This window comes from Paracoccus caeni, from assembly GCF_016629665.1.
Taxonomy (GTDB): Bacteria; Pseudomonadota; Alphaproteobacteria; order Rhodobacterales; family Rhodobacteraceae; genus Paracoccus; species Paracoccus caeni.
This window is the reverse complement of the sequence record NZ_JAEPRQ010000004.1, coordinates 108,225-126,495: the sequence shown is the minus strand read 5'-3', so window position 1 is coordinate 126,495 and position 18,271 is coordinate 108,225. Positions and strand designations below refer to the sequence as shown.

General features: G+C 63.0%; 13 protein-coding genes. 4 read left to right on the top strand and 9 right to left on the bottom strand.

Annotation, left to right across the window (positions count from 1 at the left end):
- The first annotated feature begins 362 nt into the window (after positions 1–362).
- Positions 363–974 carry a L,D-transpeptidase gene (locus tag JJJ17_RS12670; protein WP_325168806.1) on the top strand — a complete coding sequence of 204 codons (612 nt, stop codon included), beginning with the start codon at positions 363–365 and terminating at the stop codon, positions 972–974.
- On the opposite strand, the gene JJJ17_RS12665 is transcribed toward JJJ17_RS12670, so the two are convergent.
- From JJJ17_RS12665 to JJJ17_RS12655, 3 genes are read right to left on the bottom strand one after another with little or no spacing between them, the layout of a single operon-like run.
- Entirely contained in the window at positions 971–1,612 is a 642-nt protein-coding gene (locus JJJ17_RS12665; protein ID WP_200687019.1) for an HAD family hydrolase, read from the bottom strand. The genes JJJ17_RS12670 and JJJ17_RS12665 overlap by 4 nt on opposite strands.
- Positions 1,609–4,086 (bottom strand): ATP-binding protein, encoded by a 2,478-nt coding sequence (locus JJJ17_RS12660; RefSeq protein ID WP_200687017.1) that lies wholly within the window; start codon positions 4,084–4,086, stop codon positions 1,609–1,611. Before JJJ17_RS12660 ends, JJJ17_RS12665 begins: the two co-directional genes overlap by 4 nt.
- A complete protein-coding gene (locus tag JJJ17_RS12655) occupies positions 4,083–4,811 on the bottom strand; it encodes a response regulator (protein ID WP_200687015.1) in 729 nt (242 codons plus the stop codon). Before JJJ17_RS12655 ends, JJJ17_RS12660 begins: the two co-directional genes overlap by 4 nt.
- Positions 4,812–5,067: 256 nt before the next feature.
- Here JJJ17_RS12655 and JJJ17_RS12650 point away from each other — a divergent pair, with 256 nt between their 5' ends.
- The 3 genes from JJJ17_RS12650 to JJJ17_RS12640 are packed head-to-tail and all read left to right on the top strand — an operon-like array spanning position 5,068 to position 9,377.
- Positions 5,068–6,096 carry an ABC transporter substrate-binding protein gene (locus JJJ17_RS12650; protein WP_200687013.1) on the top strand — a complete coding sequence of 343 codons (1,029 nt, stop codon included), beginning with the start codon at positions 5,068–5,070 and terminating at the stop codon, positions 6,094–6,096.
- A 58-nt stretch (positions 6,097–6,154) separates the two neighbouring features.
- On the top strand, positions 6,155–8,308 hold the full coding sequence (locus tag JJJ17_RS12645; RefSeq protein WP_200687011.1) for an ABC transporter permease: 2,154 nt from the start codon (positions 6,155–6,157) through the stop codon (positions 8,306–8,308).
- A 16-nt stretch (positions 8,309–8,324) separates the two neighbouring features.
- Positions 8,325–9,377, top strand: a complete 1,053-nt coding sequence (locus JJJ17_RS12640; RefSeq protein WP_234464077.1) for an ABC transporter ATP-binding protein — start codon at positions 8,325–8,327, stop codon at positions 9,375–9,377.
- 120 nt (positions 9,378–9,497) lie between these two features.
- On the opposite strand, the gene JJJ17_RS12635 is transcribed toward JJJ17_RS12640, so the two are convergent.
- The 6 genes from JJJ17_RS12635 to JJJ17_RS12610 all read right to left on the bottom strand — a co-directional run bounded on the left by JJJ17_RS12635 (position 9,498) and on the right by JJJ17_RS12610 (position 18,132).
- Positions 9,498–10,541 carry an ABC transporter ATP-binding protein gene (locus JJJ17_RS12635; protein WP_200687007.1) on the bottom strand — a complete coding sequence of 348 codons (1,044 nt, stop codon included), beginning with the start codon at positions 10,539–10,541 and terminating at the stop codon, positions 9,498–9,500.
- A gap of 18 nt (positions 10,542–10,559) precedes the next feature.
- Positions 10,560–12,305 carry an ABC transporter permease gene (locus JJJ17_RS12630; protein WP_234464076.1) on the bottom strand — a complete coding sequence of 582 codons (1,746 nt, stop codon included), beginning with the start codon at positions 12,303–12,305 and terminating at the stop codon, positions 10,560–10,562.
- 41 nt (positions 12,306–12,346) lie between these two features.
- Entirely contained in the window at positions 12,347–13,669 is a 1,323-nt protein-coding gene (locus JJJ17_RS12625; RefSeq protein ID WP_200687004.1) for an ABC transporter substrate-binding protein, read from the bottom strand.
- 155 nt (positions 13,670–13,824) lie between these two features.
- The gene (locus JJJ17_RS12620; RefSeq protein ID WP_200687002.1) at positions 13,825–15,096 is read right to left on the bottom strand and encodes a sigma-54-dependent transcriptional regulator; all 1,272 of its coding nucleotides are present in this window, start codon (positions 15,094–15,096) and stop codon (positions 13,825–13,827) included.
- Between the two features lies 1 nt (position 15,097).
- A complete protein-coding gene (locus tag JJJ17_RS12615) occupies positions 15,098–17,050 on the bottom strand; it encodes an ATP-binding protein (protein WP_200687000.1) in 1,953 nt (650 codons plus the stop codon).
- A complete protein-coding gene (locus JJJ17_RS12610; RefSeq protein ID WP_234464075.1) occupies positions 17,047–18,132 on the bottom strand; it encodes an ABC transporter substrate-binding protein in 1,086 nt (361 codons plus the stop codon). Before JJJ17_RS12610 ends, JJJ17_RS12615 begins: the two co-directional genes overlap by 4 nt.
- Between the last annotated feature and the right edge of the window lie 139 nt (positions 18,133–18,271).

Sequence of the window (18,271 nt, the reverse complement as noted above, 5' to 3'; positions counted from 1 at the left end):
GCCTGTTTGGTGGAATGGTCTCAAGTCTCGGCTTGGGCAAATGTTTAGCCGCCGACCGTTCTCTGCACATTCTCGCTGAGGCTTCCATGCCTCAGTTCGCGACAGTTTGAACGTCTAGATGGTTCAGGAAACTTGCGGAAATCTTGGCGAGTCCGGAAGATTGTCCCGGCTATCATTAACCGCCACCGATCCTTTGGTGGTGACAGACCACTCGCTGGCAGAAGAACCCGCGACATTTTGGCTTCTGGGTGAAACCAGAAAACTAACCTAGCTGGCGCAGCAGAAGCCCAGAAAAAATAAAGTAAGAGGCAGATGAAATGAGCAAGAATTACGTTAACGATCGACGAAGGTTTTTGGGCGGGATGTTGACGTCGGCTGTCATGCTACCGGCGGCGTCGGTCTTCGGGCAGGAAATCGATCCCTATACCGGCCAGCCGATCTACGGCAATGCGCCTGCTTCGGGCGCACCCGATCTGGGAACCTATCAGCTTGATCCCAATGCGGATGCGAGCCGCAACCAATCTTCCTTCCGGGCCCGGCACTGGAGCGATTTTTATCCAACGCTGGGCAAGGGCGTGGCGGTTGCCGATATCACATCCCGCGCGGTGCATTACTGGTCAGGCGACGGCAGCACTTATCTGGTCTTCCCATGCGCCATCCCGATGACAGAGGATCTGACGCGTCGCGGCCAGACCGAAATCGTCAGAAAGATGAAAGACCCGCCCTGGACGCCCACCGCCAGCATGCGGGCGAAAGACCCTAACCTGCCGCAGCGGGTCGAGGGCGGAGCGCCCGACAATCCTTTGGGCGCCTATGGCCTTTATCTTTCTTGGCCCGCCTATTTGATCCACGGGACACACGACACCAGAAAGATCGGCCGCAAATCATCCAGCGGGTGCTATGGCCTTTATAATGAGCATGTCACCCAGCTTTACCAGATCGCCGAGGTCGGCACGCAGGTCACCATCTTCTAGGACTTGGGTGTTTCTGCCGGGACGAGCAGGGCTTGCCGAAGCTCTGCCGTCATCCCGGCGATGATCGTCAGCGTTTCCGGCAGGCGGACATCCAGCGCGGGCATCGCGGCGCAGCGGGCCGCCTCTAGCCCCTGTTCGCTATCCTCCAGCACAAGACAATCGGCAGGGGCGGTTCCCAACCGCTGGGCGGCCATCAGGAACATGGTCGGATCGGGTTTCGGAACGCCGCTGTCGCTAAGCGTAACCACTGTATCGAACAGATGATCCAGCCCGCAGGACCGCAAGGTGGCAAGCACCACCGGCGCTTCGCCATTCGATGCAACCGCCGAGGGACGCTTGCCCCATATCTCCGCCAGTTCCGCCACCGGCGGGTTGGGGCTGGCGCTGTCGGTCATTGTCTGGGCCAGCGCGATACTGTCGTCAACGACGCGCTGAAGCTCGACCACTTGTCCGGTCGCCTCCATCCATTGCTCGACCAGTTGTTGCCGGGCAAGGCCGCCGCGGGCGTGATACCAGTCATTGTCCAGCACACCGCCCTGCGCCGCAAAGGCGGCGGCGAAGGCCGCGAAATGCATGTCGCCGGTCAGGGCAAGGGTTCCGTCGCAGTCAAAGATCAGCGCCTTCGGCATCGGGGTCATTCGTCGTTCCGTCGTTGAAGACCGGCCGCAAAGGCGACCGCGTCGATGGGTTTGGGAAGGCAGAAAACCCGCCCCGGATAGCGCCCGGTCACCGGGTCAGAGGCAGGAAGCCTGCCCGATGTGACGACGACCCGCGTTTGCGGATCGCGGGACAATGCGGCCTCGGCGATGCGCCAGCCAGCAGGATCGGTTCCCAGATAAAGATCGGTCACGACCAGATCGAAGGCAGAAGAGGCGGCGATAAGCTGCAGCGCATCAGCCGCCTGCCGCACCTCGGTGATCTCGGCCTTGCCAATGACCCGCCGCGCGTGGCGGGCATCGGAGGCGTCATCTTCGACCAGCAAGACCCGGCCAAGCGAGCGCGGCGCGGTGGCGTCGGGCACGCAGAGATCAAGTTTCAGCGACACGATGGTTCCCCGACCGGGGCTGGACTGGATTTCCACGTCGCCGCCCGACTGGCGGATGAAGCCGTAAACCATCGCCAGCCCAAGGCCGGTTCCGGTGCCGTCCGGGCGGGCGGTGTAGAACGGCTCCATCGCGCGGGCCAGCACATCGGGCGACATGCCGCGCCCGCTATCGCTGACCTCGATCAGCGCCATGTTGTCCGCGCCGCGATCAAGGCGGATGTGAATGTTGCCCACCCCTTCAATCGCCTGCGCGGCGTTCAGGCACAGGTTCAGCAGCGCGCTTTCCATCTGGCCCGGATCGACGCGCACCATCAATGGCCGGTCATGCGGTTGGATGGTCAGGGTGATATCGCGGTCCAGTGCCAGAACGATCAGATCCTCGATCCCCGCGACCAGTTCGTTCAGGTCCATCACCTCTGGCTCAAGATGCAGGCGGCGGGCGAAGGCCAGCAGGCGTTGCGTCAGCGAAGTGCCCAGTTCCAGCGCCGTGCCCAAGGATTGCCGCAGGGCGGCGGCGCGGTCCGGCGGCGCGGTTTCGATCAGATGCAGACTGGTCGAAATGGTGGACAGGATATTGCCGAAATCATGGGCGACCTCGCCCGCGATCTTGCCCAAAGCCTCGGTCCGTTGCGCCTGACGCAACCGCTCCTCCAGCTCTCGCCGCTCGGATGCGTCCGACAGCAGCATGACTGATCCGCCCGTCGCCAACCGGCTTTGCCGCAATTCGACGACGCGACCATCGGCATGGTTCAGCTCTGCAAAGCCGTTCGGCCCCTCGACCCGGTTCCAGCCCGCATCGGCCAGAATTGCCGCCATGTCGGGACGCCCGTTCAGCAGCGCCGGATCGATGCGCAGGGCATGATGCAGCCGACTGTTGCGGGCAATCAGCGCACCATCTTCCGAGATGATCGCCAGCCCGTCCGACATCGCATCGTAGAGGTTCTGGAACAGCGCATTGTTTCGCGCCAATTGCCGGTTCGAGCGGTCCAGCCGCAAGGCATTGGCGCGGAAAGAGCGGAAGGCGTGAAACAGCTTGCCGATCTCATCCCCGGTATGGGCGCCGCGCGGCAACCGGCTGGAACGGTCGCCGACCGCCAGCCGGATCATCGCGTCCGAAATCGCCCTGAGGTTGCCGGTGACATAGCCCGACACGAACAGCGCCGCCAACAACGCCACCACGGCGCTGATAAAGCCCACAACGACGATCATACCCTTGGAAAAGGCGATCGAAGACAGGGTGTAGTCACGTTCAGCCGCGATCTTGGCTTGCGCGTCGGCCGTCACCTTGGCCGCGTAAAGGCTGACGGCCTCGACCCGGCGGCGGATATTTTCCAGTGCGGCATGGGCGGCAATCTGGCGGCCCAGTTCCAGACGGCGCAGCTCGAACAGCCCCTCGGGCCCGGCGGCCAGTTCGCGCAGATGCGCCAGATCGTTGCGGGCAACGCTGCCCGGCCTGCTTTCCAACTGCGCGCCCAGAGTGGTGAATTCGCGCTGAAACTCTCCGACGCTGACCAGATTATTCGCCTCACCGGCGCGTTGCAGCGACCGCGCCATGTTTTGCAGGATCAGCCAGTCGCGCACCTCTGGCAGGGCGGCGTAAACACCGTCGGTGAAGGACGAAAACCGCCGCTCCAACACGCCGATCTGGCTGTTCCTGCGCAAAACCTGATCGGTCAGGGTCGCGCGGACGGTGATCGCCGCGACCAGCGCATCGATGTTTTCGCTGATCTCTTGCAGGGTCTGGGCCATGTAGACATCGCCCGACCCCAGACCGGCGCGCATGGTGGCGATCAGTTCGCGCGATATTTCGGCCTCTTGCGCGATCAGGAACGGGCTTTCCAGCGACAGCAGATAGGGCGCACGCGTTGCCAGATCCGAGGCGTGGCGCGAAAAGGCCAGCGCCTGATCGACGGCCGCCAGCGTCTCGTTATGCAGTTCGTCCAGCCGGCTTGACGCCTGACGCAGCGAAATCCAGCCCGTCGCCCCAACCACAAGCGTCGCCAGCGCCAGCGCAACAAGCGCCAGCAGCAATCGTGCGCGGATGGACAGACGGGCGGTTTGGCTCATGGTGCGATGACGAAGACGTAGCCCTGACCACGCCGGGTTTGCAGATGCACGGGCTTTGACGGCACCTCTTCGATCTTGCGCCGCAGCCGCAGGATCAGCACATCGATTGTCCGGTCCATGTAAAGCGACAGATCATTACCCAATTCGCGCAACAACTCGGTCCGGGGAATGACCCGGTCGGGGTGGCGCAGGAAATAATCCAGCAGGCGGTATTCGGCATTGGTCAGCGCAATCTCGGTCCCGTCGGAATCCAGCAATTCGCGGCGGGTCTGATCCAGCCGCAACCGGCCAAAGCGGCGGATCTGGCTGTGGCTGCGATCCGGCAATGGCAACGCCTGATGCCCGCTGCGCCGCAATACAGCACGCAGCCGGGCGACCAGTTCGCGGGGGTTGAAGGGCTTCATGATGTAATCGTCCGCTCCGGTTTCCAGCCCGATGATCTTGTCCGTCTCGTCGCCGCGCCCGGTCAGCATCACGATTGGCAGGCCCATCCGCTCGCGGATATGGATTGCCAGCGACAGACCGCTTTCCCCCGCCAGCCGCAGATCGATCAGCGCCAGATCGATCGTTTCATTGGCAGAGGCTGCGAAAAATTCGCTGCTGCCCGCGACCGGCAGCGGTGTGAACCCGTTCTCCGTCAACAGCGCGGCGACGGTCCTGCGCAATTCCGGGTCATCATCGACAATAGCGATGACCGGATCGCGAATTTCCCCCGCATTCGACATGCGTTCCCCCCTTTTGCCGGACCCTCCCGTCAGGCGCGGTCATGTTGCCTCAACTGCTGTCCGTCGGGAAAGCGGTTTCCGGTTTCTTATGTGACCAAACTGGCAGAAGCCTGTAACATTGTTCATGAAAAACCATCCGAATTGCAGTCTTGTTAATCCTGCAAGGGGTCGTTCGCCAAGTATCCATCATGCAAGCTTGAAGGCGATCCGGAATGCGCCGCAGAGGAGCCGCGCGCCGGGCTAACGGGAGGATAGGATGTATAAAGTGACGATCAGCGCCCTGGCGCTGGCTTCTGCGATGTGGGCTTCGGGCGCGCAGGCCGAACAGCTTAACGTGGTCTGTTCGAACGAGCAGGCGTGGTGCGATCTGATGGCGCAGAATTTCATGATTGATACCGGCGTCGATGTGGCGATGGTGCGCAAATCCACCGGCGAGGTTCTGGCGCAGTTGCGGGCCGAAAAGGGCAATCCCAAGGTCGATGTCTGGTGGGGCGGCACCGGCGATCCCCATATCATCGCCGCGAATGAAGGTCTGACGCAGGCGACCGGGGCGGATGTTTCGGGCCTGTTGGGCTGGGCGCAGAACATGACCGAAATGACCGAAGGTCGCGCGGTCGGCGTTCATGTCGGCCTGTTGGGCTTTATCTACAATACCGAGGTTCTGGCCGAGAAGGGGCTTGCCGTCCCCGCCTGCTGGCGCGATCTGGCAAAGCCGGAATACAAGGGCGAGGTTCAGGTCGCGAACCCGAACTCGTCAGGCACCGCCTATACCGAGCTTGCAACGCTGGTCCAGCTTTTCGGCGAGGATGAAGGTTACAAGCTGCTGTCCGAAATCGGCGCGAATGTGAACCAATACACCAAATCCGGTTCTGCCCCGGTGAAGGCTGCGGCGCGTGGTGAGACGACCATCGGCATCGGCTTCATGCACGACATGGTGAAGCTGAAAAAGGAAGGCTTCCCGGTCGAGATCGTCGCCCCCTGCGAAGGCACCGGCTATGAATTGGGCGCGGTCAGCGTTGTCGAAGGCACGCCCAATCTGGAAGCCGCGAAGAAATGGGTCGAATACGTGATTTCGGCTGAGGGTCAGTCCCCCGGTCTGGAGGTCGGCGTCTATAACATTCCGTCGAACCCGGCCGCCGAAACCGATCCTGACGCGCCGGACATGGCTTCGGTCAAGCTGATCGATTACGACTTCGCCACCTATGGTGCCTCGGAGACGCGCGAACGCCTGCTGGCGCGTTGGGAATCCGATGTGAAAGGCGCTGGCGGCGCCATCGAACAATAATCGCCATATCGGCCCGCGCGGATCACCGCGCGGGCCTTGATACTTCAGGAATATCGCAATGACACGCACAGCAAACCTTTGGAGTTTGCTGGGGTTGGCAGGGTTTTTCCTGCTGCCCTGGTATATGGCCGCAGGAGGGTTCTGGTCCTTTGGCTGGGTCGCGGATCCGGGTGGAAACGGCGCCTCGGCTTTCACCAATATCCTGCAAGGCAGGGTCTGGCTTCTGGGCGCCGGGCTGGCGCTGGCGGCGGCGTTGATCGTTTCGCTTGCGCCGCTGTCGCATCTGGCGCGGGCGCGAGGCTGGCTGATCGCCGGGGTTGCGGGGCTGACGCTGCTGGCCGGACAAGCCTTGATGATCCTGCGCAACGGCTCGCGCTTTGATCTCTTCGGGGATGTGTCGCAAGCCGGGATGGGCGCGGGCGCCTGTGTCGTGGCGCTGGCGCTGCTCTTCATCGCGACCACCGGCATATCGGCCCTTGGTCGGGGCCGCGGCGACGCTTTCGTTACCGGGCTGGTCGGGCTGATCGTGGCTCTGGTTGCGGTATTCGTCTTTTACCCGATGGCTTTCGTGCTGGTGCAGGCGTTCTCGCTGCGTGGCGGTGCGGGGCTCGGAGTTTCGGAATTCCTGCCGCGCCTGTTCGCGTCCGAGAACTGGTCGCTGGCCTGTTTCACCGGCCGGGGCTGGTGCGGCCCAGCGGTAAATTCGCTGGTGCTGGCGATCATGACCGGCGTGGGAACGACGCTGCTTGGACTGGCCTTCGCACTGATCTTTACCCGCACGAATTTCGGCGCGAAGAAATTCCTGCGCGTCCTGACCATCCTGCCGATCATCACCCCGCCCTTCGTCATCGGCCTTGCCCTGATCCTGCTGTTCGGGCGGACCGGTACCATGACCGAGTTTTTCGCCGACCTGTTCGGCTGGGAAAAGACCCGCTGGCTTTACAGCATCTGGGGGGTGTGGCTGGCGCAGATGCTGTCCTTTACCCCGATTGCCTTCCTTGTCCTGATCGGCGTGGTCGAAGGCGTCAGCCCCTCGATGGAGGAAGCCAGCCAGACGCTGGATGCGAACCGCTGGCAGACCTTCCGCTATGTCTCGTTGCCGTTGATGCGGCCTGGGCTGGCCAATGCCTTCCTGCTGGGCTTCATCGAAAGCCTTGCGGATTTCGGCAACCCGCTGGTTCTGGGCGGCAATTTCAACGTCCTCTCGACCGAGATCTACTTCGCCATCGTCGGCACCGTCGCCGATCCGGCCAAGGCGGCGATCCTGTCGATGATCCTGCTGTTCATGACGCTGGGCGCGTTCATGGTGCAGCGCAAATGGCTGGGCAATAAAAACTACGCCACGGTCACCGGCAAGGCCGATAACGGCCAGCATGCCTCGCTGAACCCCGGCATGAAATGGCTGTGCTACGGTCTGGCCCTGCCTTGGGCGGCGTTTACACTGGTGGTCTATTCGCTGATCGTCTTCGGCAGCTTCGTGAAACTGTGGGGCTACGATCACAGCTTCACGCTGGACCACTACAAACGCGCCTTTGCCATCGTGTTTCGGAACGGTGTGCATTTCGTAGGCTCGGCATGGGACAGCTATTTCTCGACCCTGACCATCGCCGCAATCTCAGCCCCGCTGACGGCGGCGGTCGGGCTGGCCACCGCCTATCTGCTGGTGCGCCAGAAATTCGCGGGCAAAGGCGCGTTCGAGTTTTCTACCATGCTGTCCTTTGCGATTCCCGGAACGGTGATTGGCGTGGCCTATGTCATGGCCTTCAATTTCCCGCCGATCGAGCTGACCGGGACGGCGATCATCCTGATCCTGGTGTTTGTGTTCCGCAATATGCCGGTGGGCGTGCGCGGCGGCATCGCCGCGATGAGCCAGCTTGATAAATCGCTGGACGAGGCGTCGATCACGCTGGGCGCAAACAGCTTTACCACCTTGCGCCGGGTGATCCTGCCGCTGATGGGACCGGCGATCCTTGCCGCGCTGACCTATAGCTTCGTCAGGGCGATCACCTCGGTCTCGGCCGTGATCTTCCTTGTCTCGGCCCGGCACAACATGGCGACCTCGTTCATCGTCGGGCGGGTCGAAAACAACGAATATGGCATCGCCATCGCCTACGCGACCGTGCTGATCGTGACGATGCTTGCCGCAATCCTGCTGCTTCAGGCCCTGATCGGCCGTCGCCGTCTGCGCCGGGTCGACCGGGTGGCTGCGTGATATGAAAGGTTCTCAGATGACCAAAGGTTCTGTTCGCTTCGAAAACGTCACCAAAGCCTATGGCGGGGTGACCGCCCTGAAACCCTTGACGCTGGAGATCGAGCCGGGGACGCTTTGCACGCTGCTTGGCCCCTCTGGCTGTGGCAAAACCACGACGCTGCGCCTGATCGCCGGTCTGGAAAGCGCTACCGAAGGCAAGATCCTGATCGGCGGGCAAGACGTCACGCATCTGTCGGCGACCTATCGCAAGGTCTCGATGGTGTTTCAATCCTACGCGCTGTTCCCGCATATGACGGTACTGGAAAACGTGGCTTACGGTCTGACCGTCAAGCGCGTCCCCAAGGCCGAGGCGCGTTCGCGGGCCGAGGCGGGTCTGGAAATGGTCGGCATGAAGGGCTTTGGCGCGCGCCTGCCGTCCGAGCTATCGGGCGGTCAGCAACAGCGGGTCGCCGTGGCCCGCGCGATTGTTCTTGAACCCGAAGTTTTGTTGCTGGACGAGCCTTTGTCCAACCTTGACGCCAAGCTGCGCCGCCATGTCCGCGAGGAAATTCGCCAAATCCAGCAACGGCTTGGCCTGACAGCGGTTTACGTGACCCACGATCAGGAAGAGGCGATGGCGGTCTCTGACAGGATCATCGTGATGAAGAACGCCGAAATCGCGCAGGCGGGCACGCCGACCGATCTTTATGAACGGCCCGCCTCGGCGTTCATCGCCGATTTCATCGGTGACGCGAACCTGCTGGACGCCGAGGTGGTCGCCAGCGGTACCGAGACCCGGATCAGGCTGCTGGGCGAGGATACCCTGCTGCCGCTTTCAAGCGCGCAGAAAGGGGCGGTCAAGATGGTGCTGCGCCCGCATCAGGTCCAGCTTCAGGCAACGCAAACACCGGGAACTTTCCCGGCAGAGATCACCTATGCGGCCTATCTGGGCAATCTCATCCAATATTCGCTGGCCAGCGAAGCCGGAGAGATTTTTGCCGTAGCCCAACCATCGGCAGGCGCGTTCAAGAAGGGTGACAATGTTTTCGTCGGCTGGAAACCGGAAGATATCCGGCTGGTCACCAACTGATCGCAGCTCACGGCGAAACGAAACGCGCCGGTCGTCATGTTCGACGACCGGCGTTTTCACTCGTTACAAACGAGAGCCCTCTTTTCATTCGCCCTGCAACATCACTCTCGTCGGCAAGTCCTAATCCGCCAGCAGCGGTGCGCTTTGGCTGTCGATGGACAGCGAGACCGGCGCACCTGCATCGTAAGGCGGATAGCCCGAGGAATGCAGCGTATCGACGATGATCCGGCCATCCGGGGTCTCGACCAGATAGCGGATCTGGCTGCCCAGAAATTCGCGATGCGACACCTTGCCCGCGATTTCCCCACCCGAGGCGGCGATGCGGATATTCTGCGGACGCAACACGATGCGCTTCGCCCCCTGCACCGGGGCAGAGACGGGCAGTCTCTGTCCGGCATCGGTCACGAAATCTGCGCCCTGCATGGCCCCTTTCAGGATATTCGCAGTGCCAAGGAAACCAGCCACGAAGGCATTGGCCGGGGCATCGTAAAGCTGTTGCGGGGTGCCGATCTGCTGAATCACACCCTTGTCCAGCACCGCCATCCGGTCCGAGGTGGTGTTCGCTTCTTCCTGATCGTGGGTCACGAAGATCGTCGTCAGGCCCAGCTTGCGCTGCAGGGCCAGCAATTCGCGCCGCATCTGCACCCGCAAAGCCGCGTCGAGGTTCGACAGCGGCTCGTCCAGCAGCAGCACCTGCGGCTGAATGGCGATGGTCCGGGCCAGCGCCACGCGCTGTTGCTGCCCGCCCGAAAGCTGCGCGGGCATCCGGTCGGCCAGATGCAGCAGGCCTACGGTTTCCAGCGCGGATTCGACCTTCGGGGCGATCTCGCGGGCGGGCATCCGGCGTTCCTCAAGCCCGAAGGCCACGTTGCGGCGCACCGACATATGCGGCCACAACGCATAGGATTGGAACACCATGCCCACATTGCGCTTCCAGGGCGGCAGGGTGGCGATGTCGCGGTCCCCGATCAGGATGCGGCCTCGCGGTGTCGGACCGAACCCCGCAATGGCGCGCAGGAGGGTCGATTTGCCCGAGCCCGAGGGCCCGAGAAAGGCGAAGAACTCGCCCGGCTCGATCACCATGTCGATGCCTTCCAGCACCTTGGTCGCCCCGAAGGACAGGTGCAGATCCTCGATACGGATGCCGGCTTTTGTTTGGGTCATCTGTTGCTTCTCCGAAACTTAATGCTGGTCGCCGGTCATGGTCTGGCGGGCGCGTTCGCGCTCGATGATGCGCTGCGACAGGTAGGTGCCAAGCGCCACGATCACGACGGCAAGAATGCCAAGCGCGGCCCCCGGCCCGCGTCCGGCGGGCGATTGCATGTATAGATAGATGCCATAGGCCAGCGGTGCGTCAGACGACCGACCGACCAACATGATCGTCGCCGAAAGCTCGACCGCGGCGGTGGCGAAGCTGGTGACGAAGCCGGCAAGAATGCCTCCCGTCATCAGCGGCACCACGATCCGCCGGATGGTGCTGGCACGCGAGGCACCCAGACTTTCGGCGGCTTCCTCAAGCGACAGCGAGACCTGTTGCAGCGCCGCCATGCAGGCGCGCAGCGCATAGGGCAAACGACGCACGGCCAAAGCCACGATGATGATGCCCCAGAAACTGGACATCTGGCCAAGCCCGAAGGGCAGTTGGATGCCGTGGAACATCCGCAGATAGCCGATGCCCAGCACCACCCCCGGCACGGCCAAAGCGGCGGTCGCCATATAGTCCAGCCATTTGCGTCCCGCCAGCTTGGTGCGGATCACGATATAGGCGATAGCGGTGCCCAGAACGACATCGATCAGCGCCGCCGAACCGGCATAGATGATCGTGTTCCAGACATATTGCGACGACTGGGTGAAGATCGTGCCGAAATGCTGAATGGTGAAGCCGTCTGGCAGCGGCGAGAACGACCAGATCGTGCCGAATGCCAGCAGCAACAGCCCCAGATGCGGCGACAGCACCATCGCAAGGATCAGCAGGATCACACCCCAGGCCAGCCATTTTTCGCGCGGCTTCAAGTCGCGGCGCGACAGGCCCCCGCCGCCCTTCTGCACCGTCGCATAGTCCTTGCCACGCATGAACAGGAACGACGCCCAGAGCGAGAAGACCGAGAATGCGACGAGGATGAACGAGATCACATAGCCCATCGGATCGTTGATCCCGACGCCAGTAATGCGCAGATAGGCCTGCGGCGCCAGCATGTTGTTGACGTTCAGCAGCAAAGGCGTGCCCAGATCGTCGAACACCTTGATGAAAACCAGCGCCGCCCCTGCCAGATAGCCCGGCATCGCCAGCGGAAAGACGATGCGGCGGAACATCCGCATCCCGTGCGAGCCAAGGTTCTGCGCCGCCTCTTCCATCGAGCGGTCGATATTGCGCAGGCTGGCCGACAGGTTGATCAGGATGAACGGGAAATAGTGAATCGCCTGCACCAGAATGACCCCGTTTAACCCCTCCATGAAGGGAATGCGGAAGCCGAAATACTGGTTCAGCAGCAGGTTGATGGAACCGTTCCGCCCGAACAGCAGCGACATCGCCACCGCGCCCACAAAGGGCGGCATGATCAGCGGAATGATCCCAAGCGCCTGAATCGCAGCCGTGCCTGCGAAGTTGAAGCGTGTGGTGATATAGGCCAGTGGTAGTGCAATTATTGTTGCCAGCACAACCGACATGGCCGAGACGTAGAAAGAGTTCACGAAGCTTTCGCGAAACAGCGTCGTGTTGAAGAAATCCTGAAAGTTCTGGAGGGTGAAGGCACCGCTTCGCGCGTCCAGAAAGGCGACGTAGATCACCTGCGCCACCGGCAGGATCAGGAAAGCCATCAGGAAGATCGCAATCGCGATCCCCGCAATAGCCGCACCTGACAAACGGGGAAACAGGGTGAATCCGCTGGAAGCGGTTCGGGGTAGATCGGACATGGTATCCTCGCGCATCGGGGGTTCCCGCGCCGCCACCAGGACGGCGCGGGGCTGGATCAGTTCAGCGCGGCGGCTTGATCAGCCAGTTCCTTCGCCTTGCGGTAATTCTCGACCGCAAAGCTGTCCCAGGACTGTTCCACTTCGGCCTGACGACCCACGACCTCGGTGTCGGGCTCTGCCCGCGAGATGGTGAAGACCTGCGTGAAGGACGCATCAAGCGACTGTTCCTCGGTGATCGGCATCGCTTCGATCAGCGCGCGGGCCTCGGCGATCAGGGCCGCGGCTTCCTCATTGCCTGTTTCCGCCTGAACGGCCTCGGCCTCTTGCACGGCAGCCACGGCGGCGCGCAGATCGTCAAGGCGATAGGTGACCAGCACGTCGAACAGCGAGTTGACCAGATTGTAGCGCAGCCCGGATTCGTCCACGTCGAATTCGATCGCACCCGGCGCGAATTCTTCCGAGAACGGGTTCGGGAAGCCTTCGGGCGCGTTTGCATATACGTCGGGGTTGACCGGCAGACGCATGATCGCGGGATTGAGCAGCACTTCCTGCCCCGCGGGCGACAGCAGGTATTCGACGAATACTTTGGCGCCTTCAGGGTTCGGCGCATTCTCGATGATGCCGATATTGGCCGGGACGATGGCCGTCACACTGGGATAGACCAGCTCGACCGGGAAGCCCGACGCCTTGGACGCCAGCCCGAAGAAGTCGATCACGATCCCAAAGCCCGTCGCACCGGAATTGACCGCATCGGGCACGCCGAAGCTGCGTTCGGTCACGGTGTTCATGTTGCCCGAGATCCATTTCCACGTCGCCCAGCCCTGATCCCAGCCTTCGCCTTGCAGCACGGTTTCGACCGTCAGGTGGGTGGTGCCGGACCGCGAGGGCGAGGACATCGCGACATGGCCGTTATATTCGGCGCGCTTCAGGTCCTCCCACTCTTTCGCAACGGGCAGCTCGTTCGCCTCGATATAACGGGTGTTATACATGATCCCGTAGCCCGAAGCGGCGAAGCCGAAATAGGTGCCATCAGGATCGTGGACCGGATAGCCGCCGATAGAGTCGGGGATACCCTCGAACTGCACATCAACCTTGGCCAGCAGCCCTTCTTCCTTCAACACCTCGAAGGCGTCGGGGGCCGAGGCCCACATCAGGTCAACGGTATTGGCGCTGCGGGTCTCTTGCAGATGCGAGACGGCGGCGTTGGTGTTGCGGCTGACCACTTCCAGCGTGGTGCCGGGATGGGCTGCCTCGAACGCGGCCTTGAACGGATCGGTCAGGTCGCGCGGGAACGAGGTCACCACGGTCACGGTATCAGCAAAGCTGGCAGCCGAAGTCATCATCAGCGCAAGCGCGCCGAGCGTAAAGTTTCTGTTCATATCTCTCCTCCCAGAGGCGTCAGGCGGGCCGGATCATACCGGCATGCCATTGGCGCACCCCGACTATGGCGGACGCCAATTCACCTTGCAACACATTGTTTTTATTAACTTTTATGGGTCATTTGTGACACATCTAATGTGTCAATTGTGACCCATTACAGCATCCCGTGATGCCGCAGCCGCAAATAAAGGCGTTTGCGCGGCACCCCCAGAAGCGCCGCCGCCTCGGTCTTGCGGCCTCCGGTCTGGATCAGCGCGGAACGCAACAGACGTGATTCGAACGCATCCATCGCGTCGTCGTAACCCATATTCACCGTTTCAGTGCCGCCGCCGGGGGTCGGAAAACTGGTATCCAGCCCGATCACCAGCCGTTCGGCCAGATTGCGGGCTTCGCGGACATTGCCCGGCCAGTCGTGATAGGCGATCCGGCGACGCAGCGCGCTGTCGATATGGATTTTCGGCAGATCGTGACGTGCAGCGGCCTCACCCGCGAAATGGGCGACCAGCAGGGCCGCGTCATCCTCGCGCTCTCGCAGCGGCGGCATGGGCAGTGTGGCGTTGAAGCGGTGAAACAGATCGGCGCGCAACTGCCCCGCTGTGACCAGCGCATCCGGCGGGCGTTTGACGCTGCCCAGAATGCGCAGATCGACCGGACGCGGCGCTGCACCAAGCGGGGTGATTTCGCGCGCCTCGACCACGCGCAGCAGGCGGACCTGCAATCCGTCGGGCATGGATTCCAGCTCGTCCAGATAAAGCGTCCCACCTTGCGCCCGCGCGATCAGCCCCGGCGTGTCAGTGGTGCCGAACAGTTCCCGGTCCACCTCTGCCTCGGACAGCGCGCCGCAATTGATGGCGACGAATGGGCCATCGCCGCGCGGCGACAGGTCGTGCAGAATACGCGCGGCCTTTTCCTTGCCGGTCCCGGTCTCGCCCGCAATCAGCAGATCCAGTTGCAGCCCCGCCAGCGCGCGCAGACGCTGTCTCAGATCCTGCATGACGGCAGATCGCCCGATCAGGCGATCCTCGATCCGGGTCTGTCGCAGGCGGGCGTTTTCCAGATGCAGATCGCGCATCGCCTGCGCGCGCCGCAGCACATCCAGCATGAGTTCGGGCGCGCAGGGCTTTTCCAGAAAATCATGGGCACCGCCCCGCATGGCGCGGATTGCTGCGGGCACATCGCCATGCGCGGTGATCAGAATGAACGGCACCTCCGGCGCGACTTCACGGGCACGGTCCAGAAAATCCAGCCCCGACAGCCCCGGCATCCGCAGATCCGACAGGATCACACCGGCAAAATCGGGACGCAGCGCCTCCAAGGCGGGTGTGGCGGCGCCGAAAAGATGGACGCGGAAACCGGCCAGTTCCAGCGTCTCGGCGGTTGCCTGCCGCAGATCGGTATCGTCCTCGACCAGCATCACCTCGGGCATGTCAGTCCCCCTCTTCCCATCGATTGAGGCGCAGCCAGACCTCGGCACCGCCTTGCGGATGCTGCTCGATTTCCAGATGACCGCCCATGTCCTGCATGACGTTGAACGCGATGGAAAGGCCAAGGCCAAGCCCCTTGCCCGGCTCTTTCGTGGTCACGAACGGATCGGTCAGCGCCTGTCCGCTTTGCCCGCCAAGACCGACGCCATTGTCGATCACGACCAGCCTGACAGGGTCTGACCCCCGCAATTCGATACGGATCTGACCCGGCTGCACCGGGTTCTCGCGCGCCCCTATCGCGTCCAAAGCATTCCCCAGAATATTCAGCAGAACCTGTTCCAGCAGGATCTCGTCGCCCGCAACCGCCAGCCCGTCAAGGTCGGCGCAATTCACGCCCACACCCTCGGCCCGCAAGCGGTGATCCAGCAGTTCCAGCGCCGCCGCCACCGGCTCGGCCAGCATCACCCGCGTGTTGCGATGGGCCGAGCGGTGGGCGATGCGGCGAAGATGGCCGATGGTGCGGGTGATCCGCTCCACCAGCGCCTCGATCCGGGTGATCGCTGGCAGAGCCTCGGGATGGGCGGCGCGCAGGTTGTGCAGGCGGTGGCCGATGGCAGCAAGCGGCTGGTTGATCTCGTGGCTGATCGCGGCGGACATCTGGCCAAGCGCCGCCATCTTGCCCGCCTGAACCAGCTCGCGCTGCGTCATCTCCAACCGCTCCAACGCCTGCTGCCGCGCCTGAACCGAGGCGCGGAATACCTCGACCGCGCGGGCCATTTCGGCGATTTCGTCGCCTTGCGGATGAGGCGGGTTCGGATCGCTGCCTGCGATATGGGTCAGATCGGCGGACAGCGCTTCGATCCTAATCAGGATGCGGTTGCGGACGAAAACGGCCAGAATGACCGCAGTCGCCACCGCCCCCAAAGCCGTCAGCAGCCCCAGCCAGATCGAACCACGCAGGATCGCGGTCGCGGCGGCATCGGCGCGGCCCTGTGCGCCGATCCGCTCAGCCCGGCCCAACTCGGTCAGCAGCGCCTGCATCCGCGCCAGTGATGACTGCGCCGACTGCAGTTCGGCCACGGCAGCCCGGTGCAGTTCCAGCCGCCGCCCCTGCTGGGCAAAGACGCTGTCCTCGCCCGAGGCCAGCGCCTTCAGCCGCTCCAGCGCCTGCATCAGCAGCGTCACATCAACCCGTTCCGGCAGGTTCAACTGCGCCAGTTCCAGCCGGTCCAGCGTATCACGACCAAGCAGGCCGGTCTGGGCCAGCGCATCGGGGTTGTCAGCCGAGCGGGCCTGCAACAACAGTGCGGTCAGCGTCGCCGCCTCGGAGCCGATCTGCTGCACCCGGTCGCGCAGCAGCCAATCCTGTGACAACGCCTGTTCCGCCCCCGCACGGGTATCGGGATCGGTATTCACCACCAAAGCGGCCAGTTGCGTATCCATGTTGAAGGACAGATCGCTAAGGATACCCTGCACCTGATCCTGCACATCGGCGTGAATCCAGCGCAAATTCGCCCCGGTCCGGGCTTCCGCCTGCGCGTGCCGGGTCAGGTCGGTGCTGATCCTGCCGAAGCCTGTCAGTGCGTGGCGCAGATCCTGTTCGGCGGCTTCGATCCCGGCGCGCGTCTGGGCACGTTCCGACGCTGCCAGCCAGAGGGGCGAGGCCAGCACCCCCTCGACCCCCTGTGAGGCGCTGTCGATGGCGCGCGTCATCCGATCTGCGGGCATGGCGGGGTCGGCCACCATCTGCATCGCCAGCGCCGCCAGTTCGCCCGTCGCCTCGGCCAGTTCGCCTGCCAGCGCGACGGCGGGAATGCGGTCCTGCGCCAGCGCGCGAAAGTCACGCTCGGCCCGCAGCATCACCATCATGCCCACCGCCAATATCCCCGTCGCGATAAGCACCACCAGCACCAGCGCCGCCATCAGCCGCCCCCGGATCGAGCCGCGCCGGATCATTGCTGCTCCAATGCGCGGATGCGCGCCTCGGCATCGCGCAGGATGGTATGCGAGCGTTCGGACCATTCCAGCAATGTCCCGCGATCAGCCGGGGCCGCGCGCGCCTGATGTTCGGTCAGCGGCATCCATGTCAGTAACCGGCGGATACGCGCACGCTCTGCCGCCGGGGCATCGTCGTCCAACGCCCGCAGGCGCCGCCATAGGTCCCGCCGCAGGATCAGGTCACGCGCGACGAAAGCCTCGAAAAGCTGCTTGACCTGCCAATAGCGCCGCGCGGCCAATTCGGGATCGTAACTTGACCAACTGAAGTTAAGCGCCGCCGTGACCGCCGGGTCCAGCGTTTCCAGAAGCTCGGCACGAATGTCGGGGTCAACGGGAATGCGGCGGATATCGGGTCGCAACAGGATGCGCTGCCCCTCGGGCGACAGAACGAAATCAACAAAAGCCTTTGCCGCTTCGGGTTCGGTGCCACCCTGCAATGCGGCGATGCGGGCCGGGATAAGGATGACGGGACGGCCATATCGGAAGGCCAGCCCGTCATGGGTCAGGCCCAGAAAATCGATGGTCAGGCCGATATCGAAATCACCACTTTCGACGCCTTCCAGCACGCCGAAGCTGCGCGCCGAAATCGTGTTCAACTGGCCCCCAAGCTCCAATATCCATGCCCAGCCCGCCTGCCAGCCACGATCCTGCAAGATCGTTTCCAACAGCGAATGCATCGTGCCCGAACGCATCGGATGCGACATGGCGATGCCTTGGGCGAAGGTGGGGTCCAAGAGGTCGTTCCATTCCTGCGGCACCGGCCCGTCATGTGGCACGCGCCACGCCCAGCCGACGGCGGACAATGCGAAATCCGTGTAGGGTCCATAGCCCAGATCGGCCAGACGCCCGGCACTGTCCAGCACCACGAACGCCTCGGGGGCCGAGGCCCAGAACAGGTCAAACCGCCGGTCATTGCCCGCCAGCACCTCATCGACCGCGGCGTTGGTGTTCTTGTTCAGTACCCGAATGCGGATATCGGGATGGCTGCGCCAGAAGGCATCCAGCATCGGATCGACCACGTCAGCCTGATAGGAGGTCATGATCCGCAATTCTTCCGCTGAAGCAGGTGACGCCACCAGAACAAGCGTCAACAGCAGGACAATCAACCTCCGCGTTCTGATCCCGATTCGCTCTGCCCGGCGCATGTCCCCTCCCGCGATGCCAAACTGTTGCATTCTC

Excerpts from the sequence above, each read along its gene's own strand:
- JJJ17_RS12670 (WP_325168806.1), top strand. The coding sequence starts at position 363 with ATGTTGACGTCGGCTGTCATGCTACCGGCGGCGTCGGTCTTCGGGCAG.
- JJJ17_RS12610 (WP_234464075.1), bottom strand. The coding sequence starts at position 18,132 with ATGACCTCCTATCAGGCTGACGTGGTCGATCCGATGCTGGATGCCTTC.
- JJJ17_RS12665 (WP_200687019.1), bottom strand. The coding sequence starts at position 1,612 with ATGACCCCGATGCCGAAGGCGCTGATCTTTGACTGCGACGGAACCCTT.
- JJJ17_RS12625 (WP_200687004.1), bottom strand. The coding sequence starts at position 13,669 with ATGAACAGAAACTTTACGCTCGGCGCGCTTGCGCTGATGATGACTTCG.
- JJJ17_RS12650 (WP_200687013.1), top strand. The coding sequence starts at position 5,068 with ATGTATAAAGTGACGATCAGCGCCCTGGCGCTGGCTTCTGCGATGTGG.
- JJJ17_RS12630 (WP_234464076.1), bottom strand. The coding sequence starts at position 12,305 with ATGCGCGAGGATACCATGTCCGATCTACCCCGAACCGCTTCCAGCGGA.
- JJJ17_RS12635 (WP_200687007.1), bottom strand. The coding sequence starts at position 10,541 with ATGACCCAAACAAAAGCCGGCATCCGTATCGAGGATCTGCACCTGTCC.
- JJJ17_RS12615 (WP_200687000.1), bottom strand. The coding sequence starts at position 17,050 with ATGATCCGGCGCGGCTCGATCCGGGGGCGGCTGATGGCGGCGCTGGTG.
- JJJ17_RS12640 (WP_234464077.1), top strand. The coding sequence starts at position 8,325 with ATGACCAAAGGTTCTGTTCGCTTCGAAAACGTCACCAAAGCCTATGGC.
- JJJ17_RS12655 (WP_200687015.1), bottom strand. The coding sequence starts at position 4,811 with ATGTCGAATGCGGGGGAAATTCGCGATCCGGTCATCGCTATTGTCGAT.
- JJJ17_RS12645 (WP_200687011.1), top strand. The coding sequence starts at position 6,155 with ATGACACGCACAGCAAACCTTTGGAGTTTGCTGGGGTTGGCAGGGTTT.
- JJJ17_RS12620 (WP_200687002.1), bottom strand. The coding sequence starts at position 15,096 with ATGCCCGAGGTGATGCTGGTCGAGGACGATACCGATCTGCGGCAGGCA.
- JJJ17_RS12660 (WP_200687017.1), bottom strand. The coding sequence starts at position 4,086 with ATGAGCCAAACCGCCCGTCTGTCCATCCGCGCACGATTGCTGCTGGCG.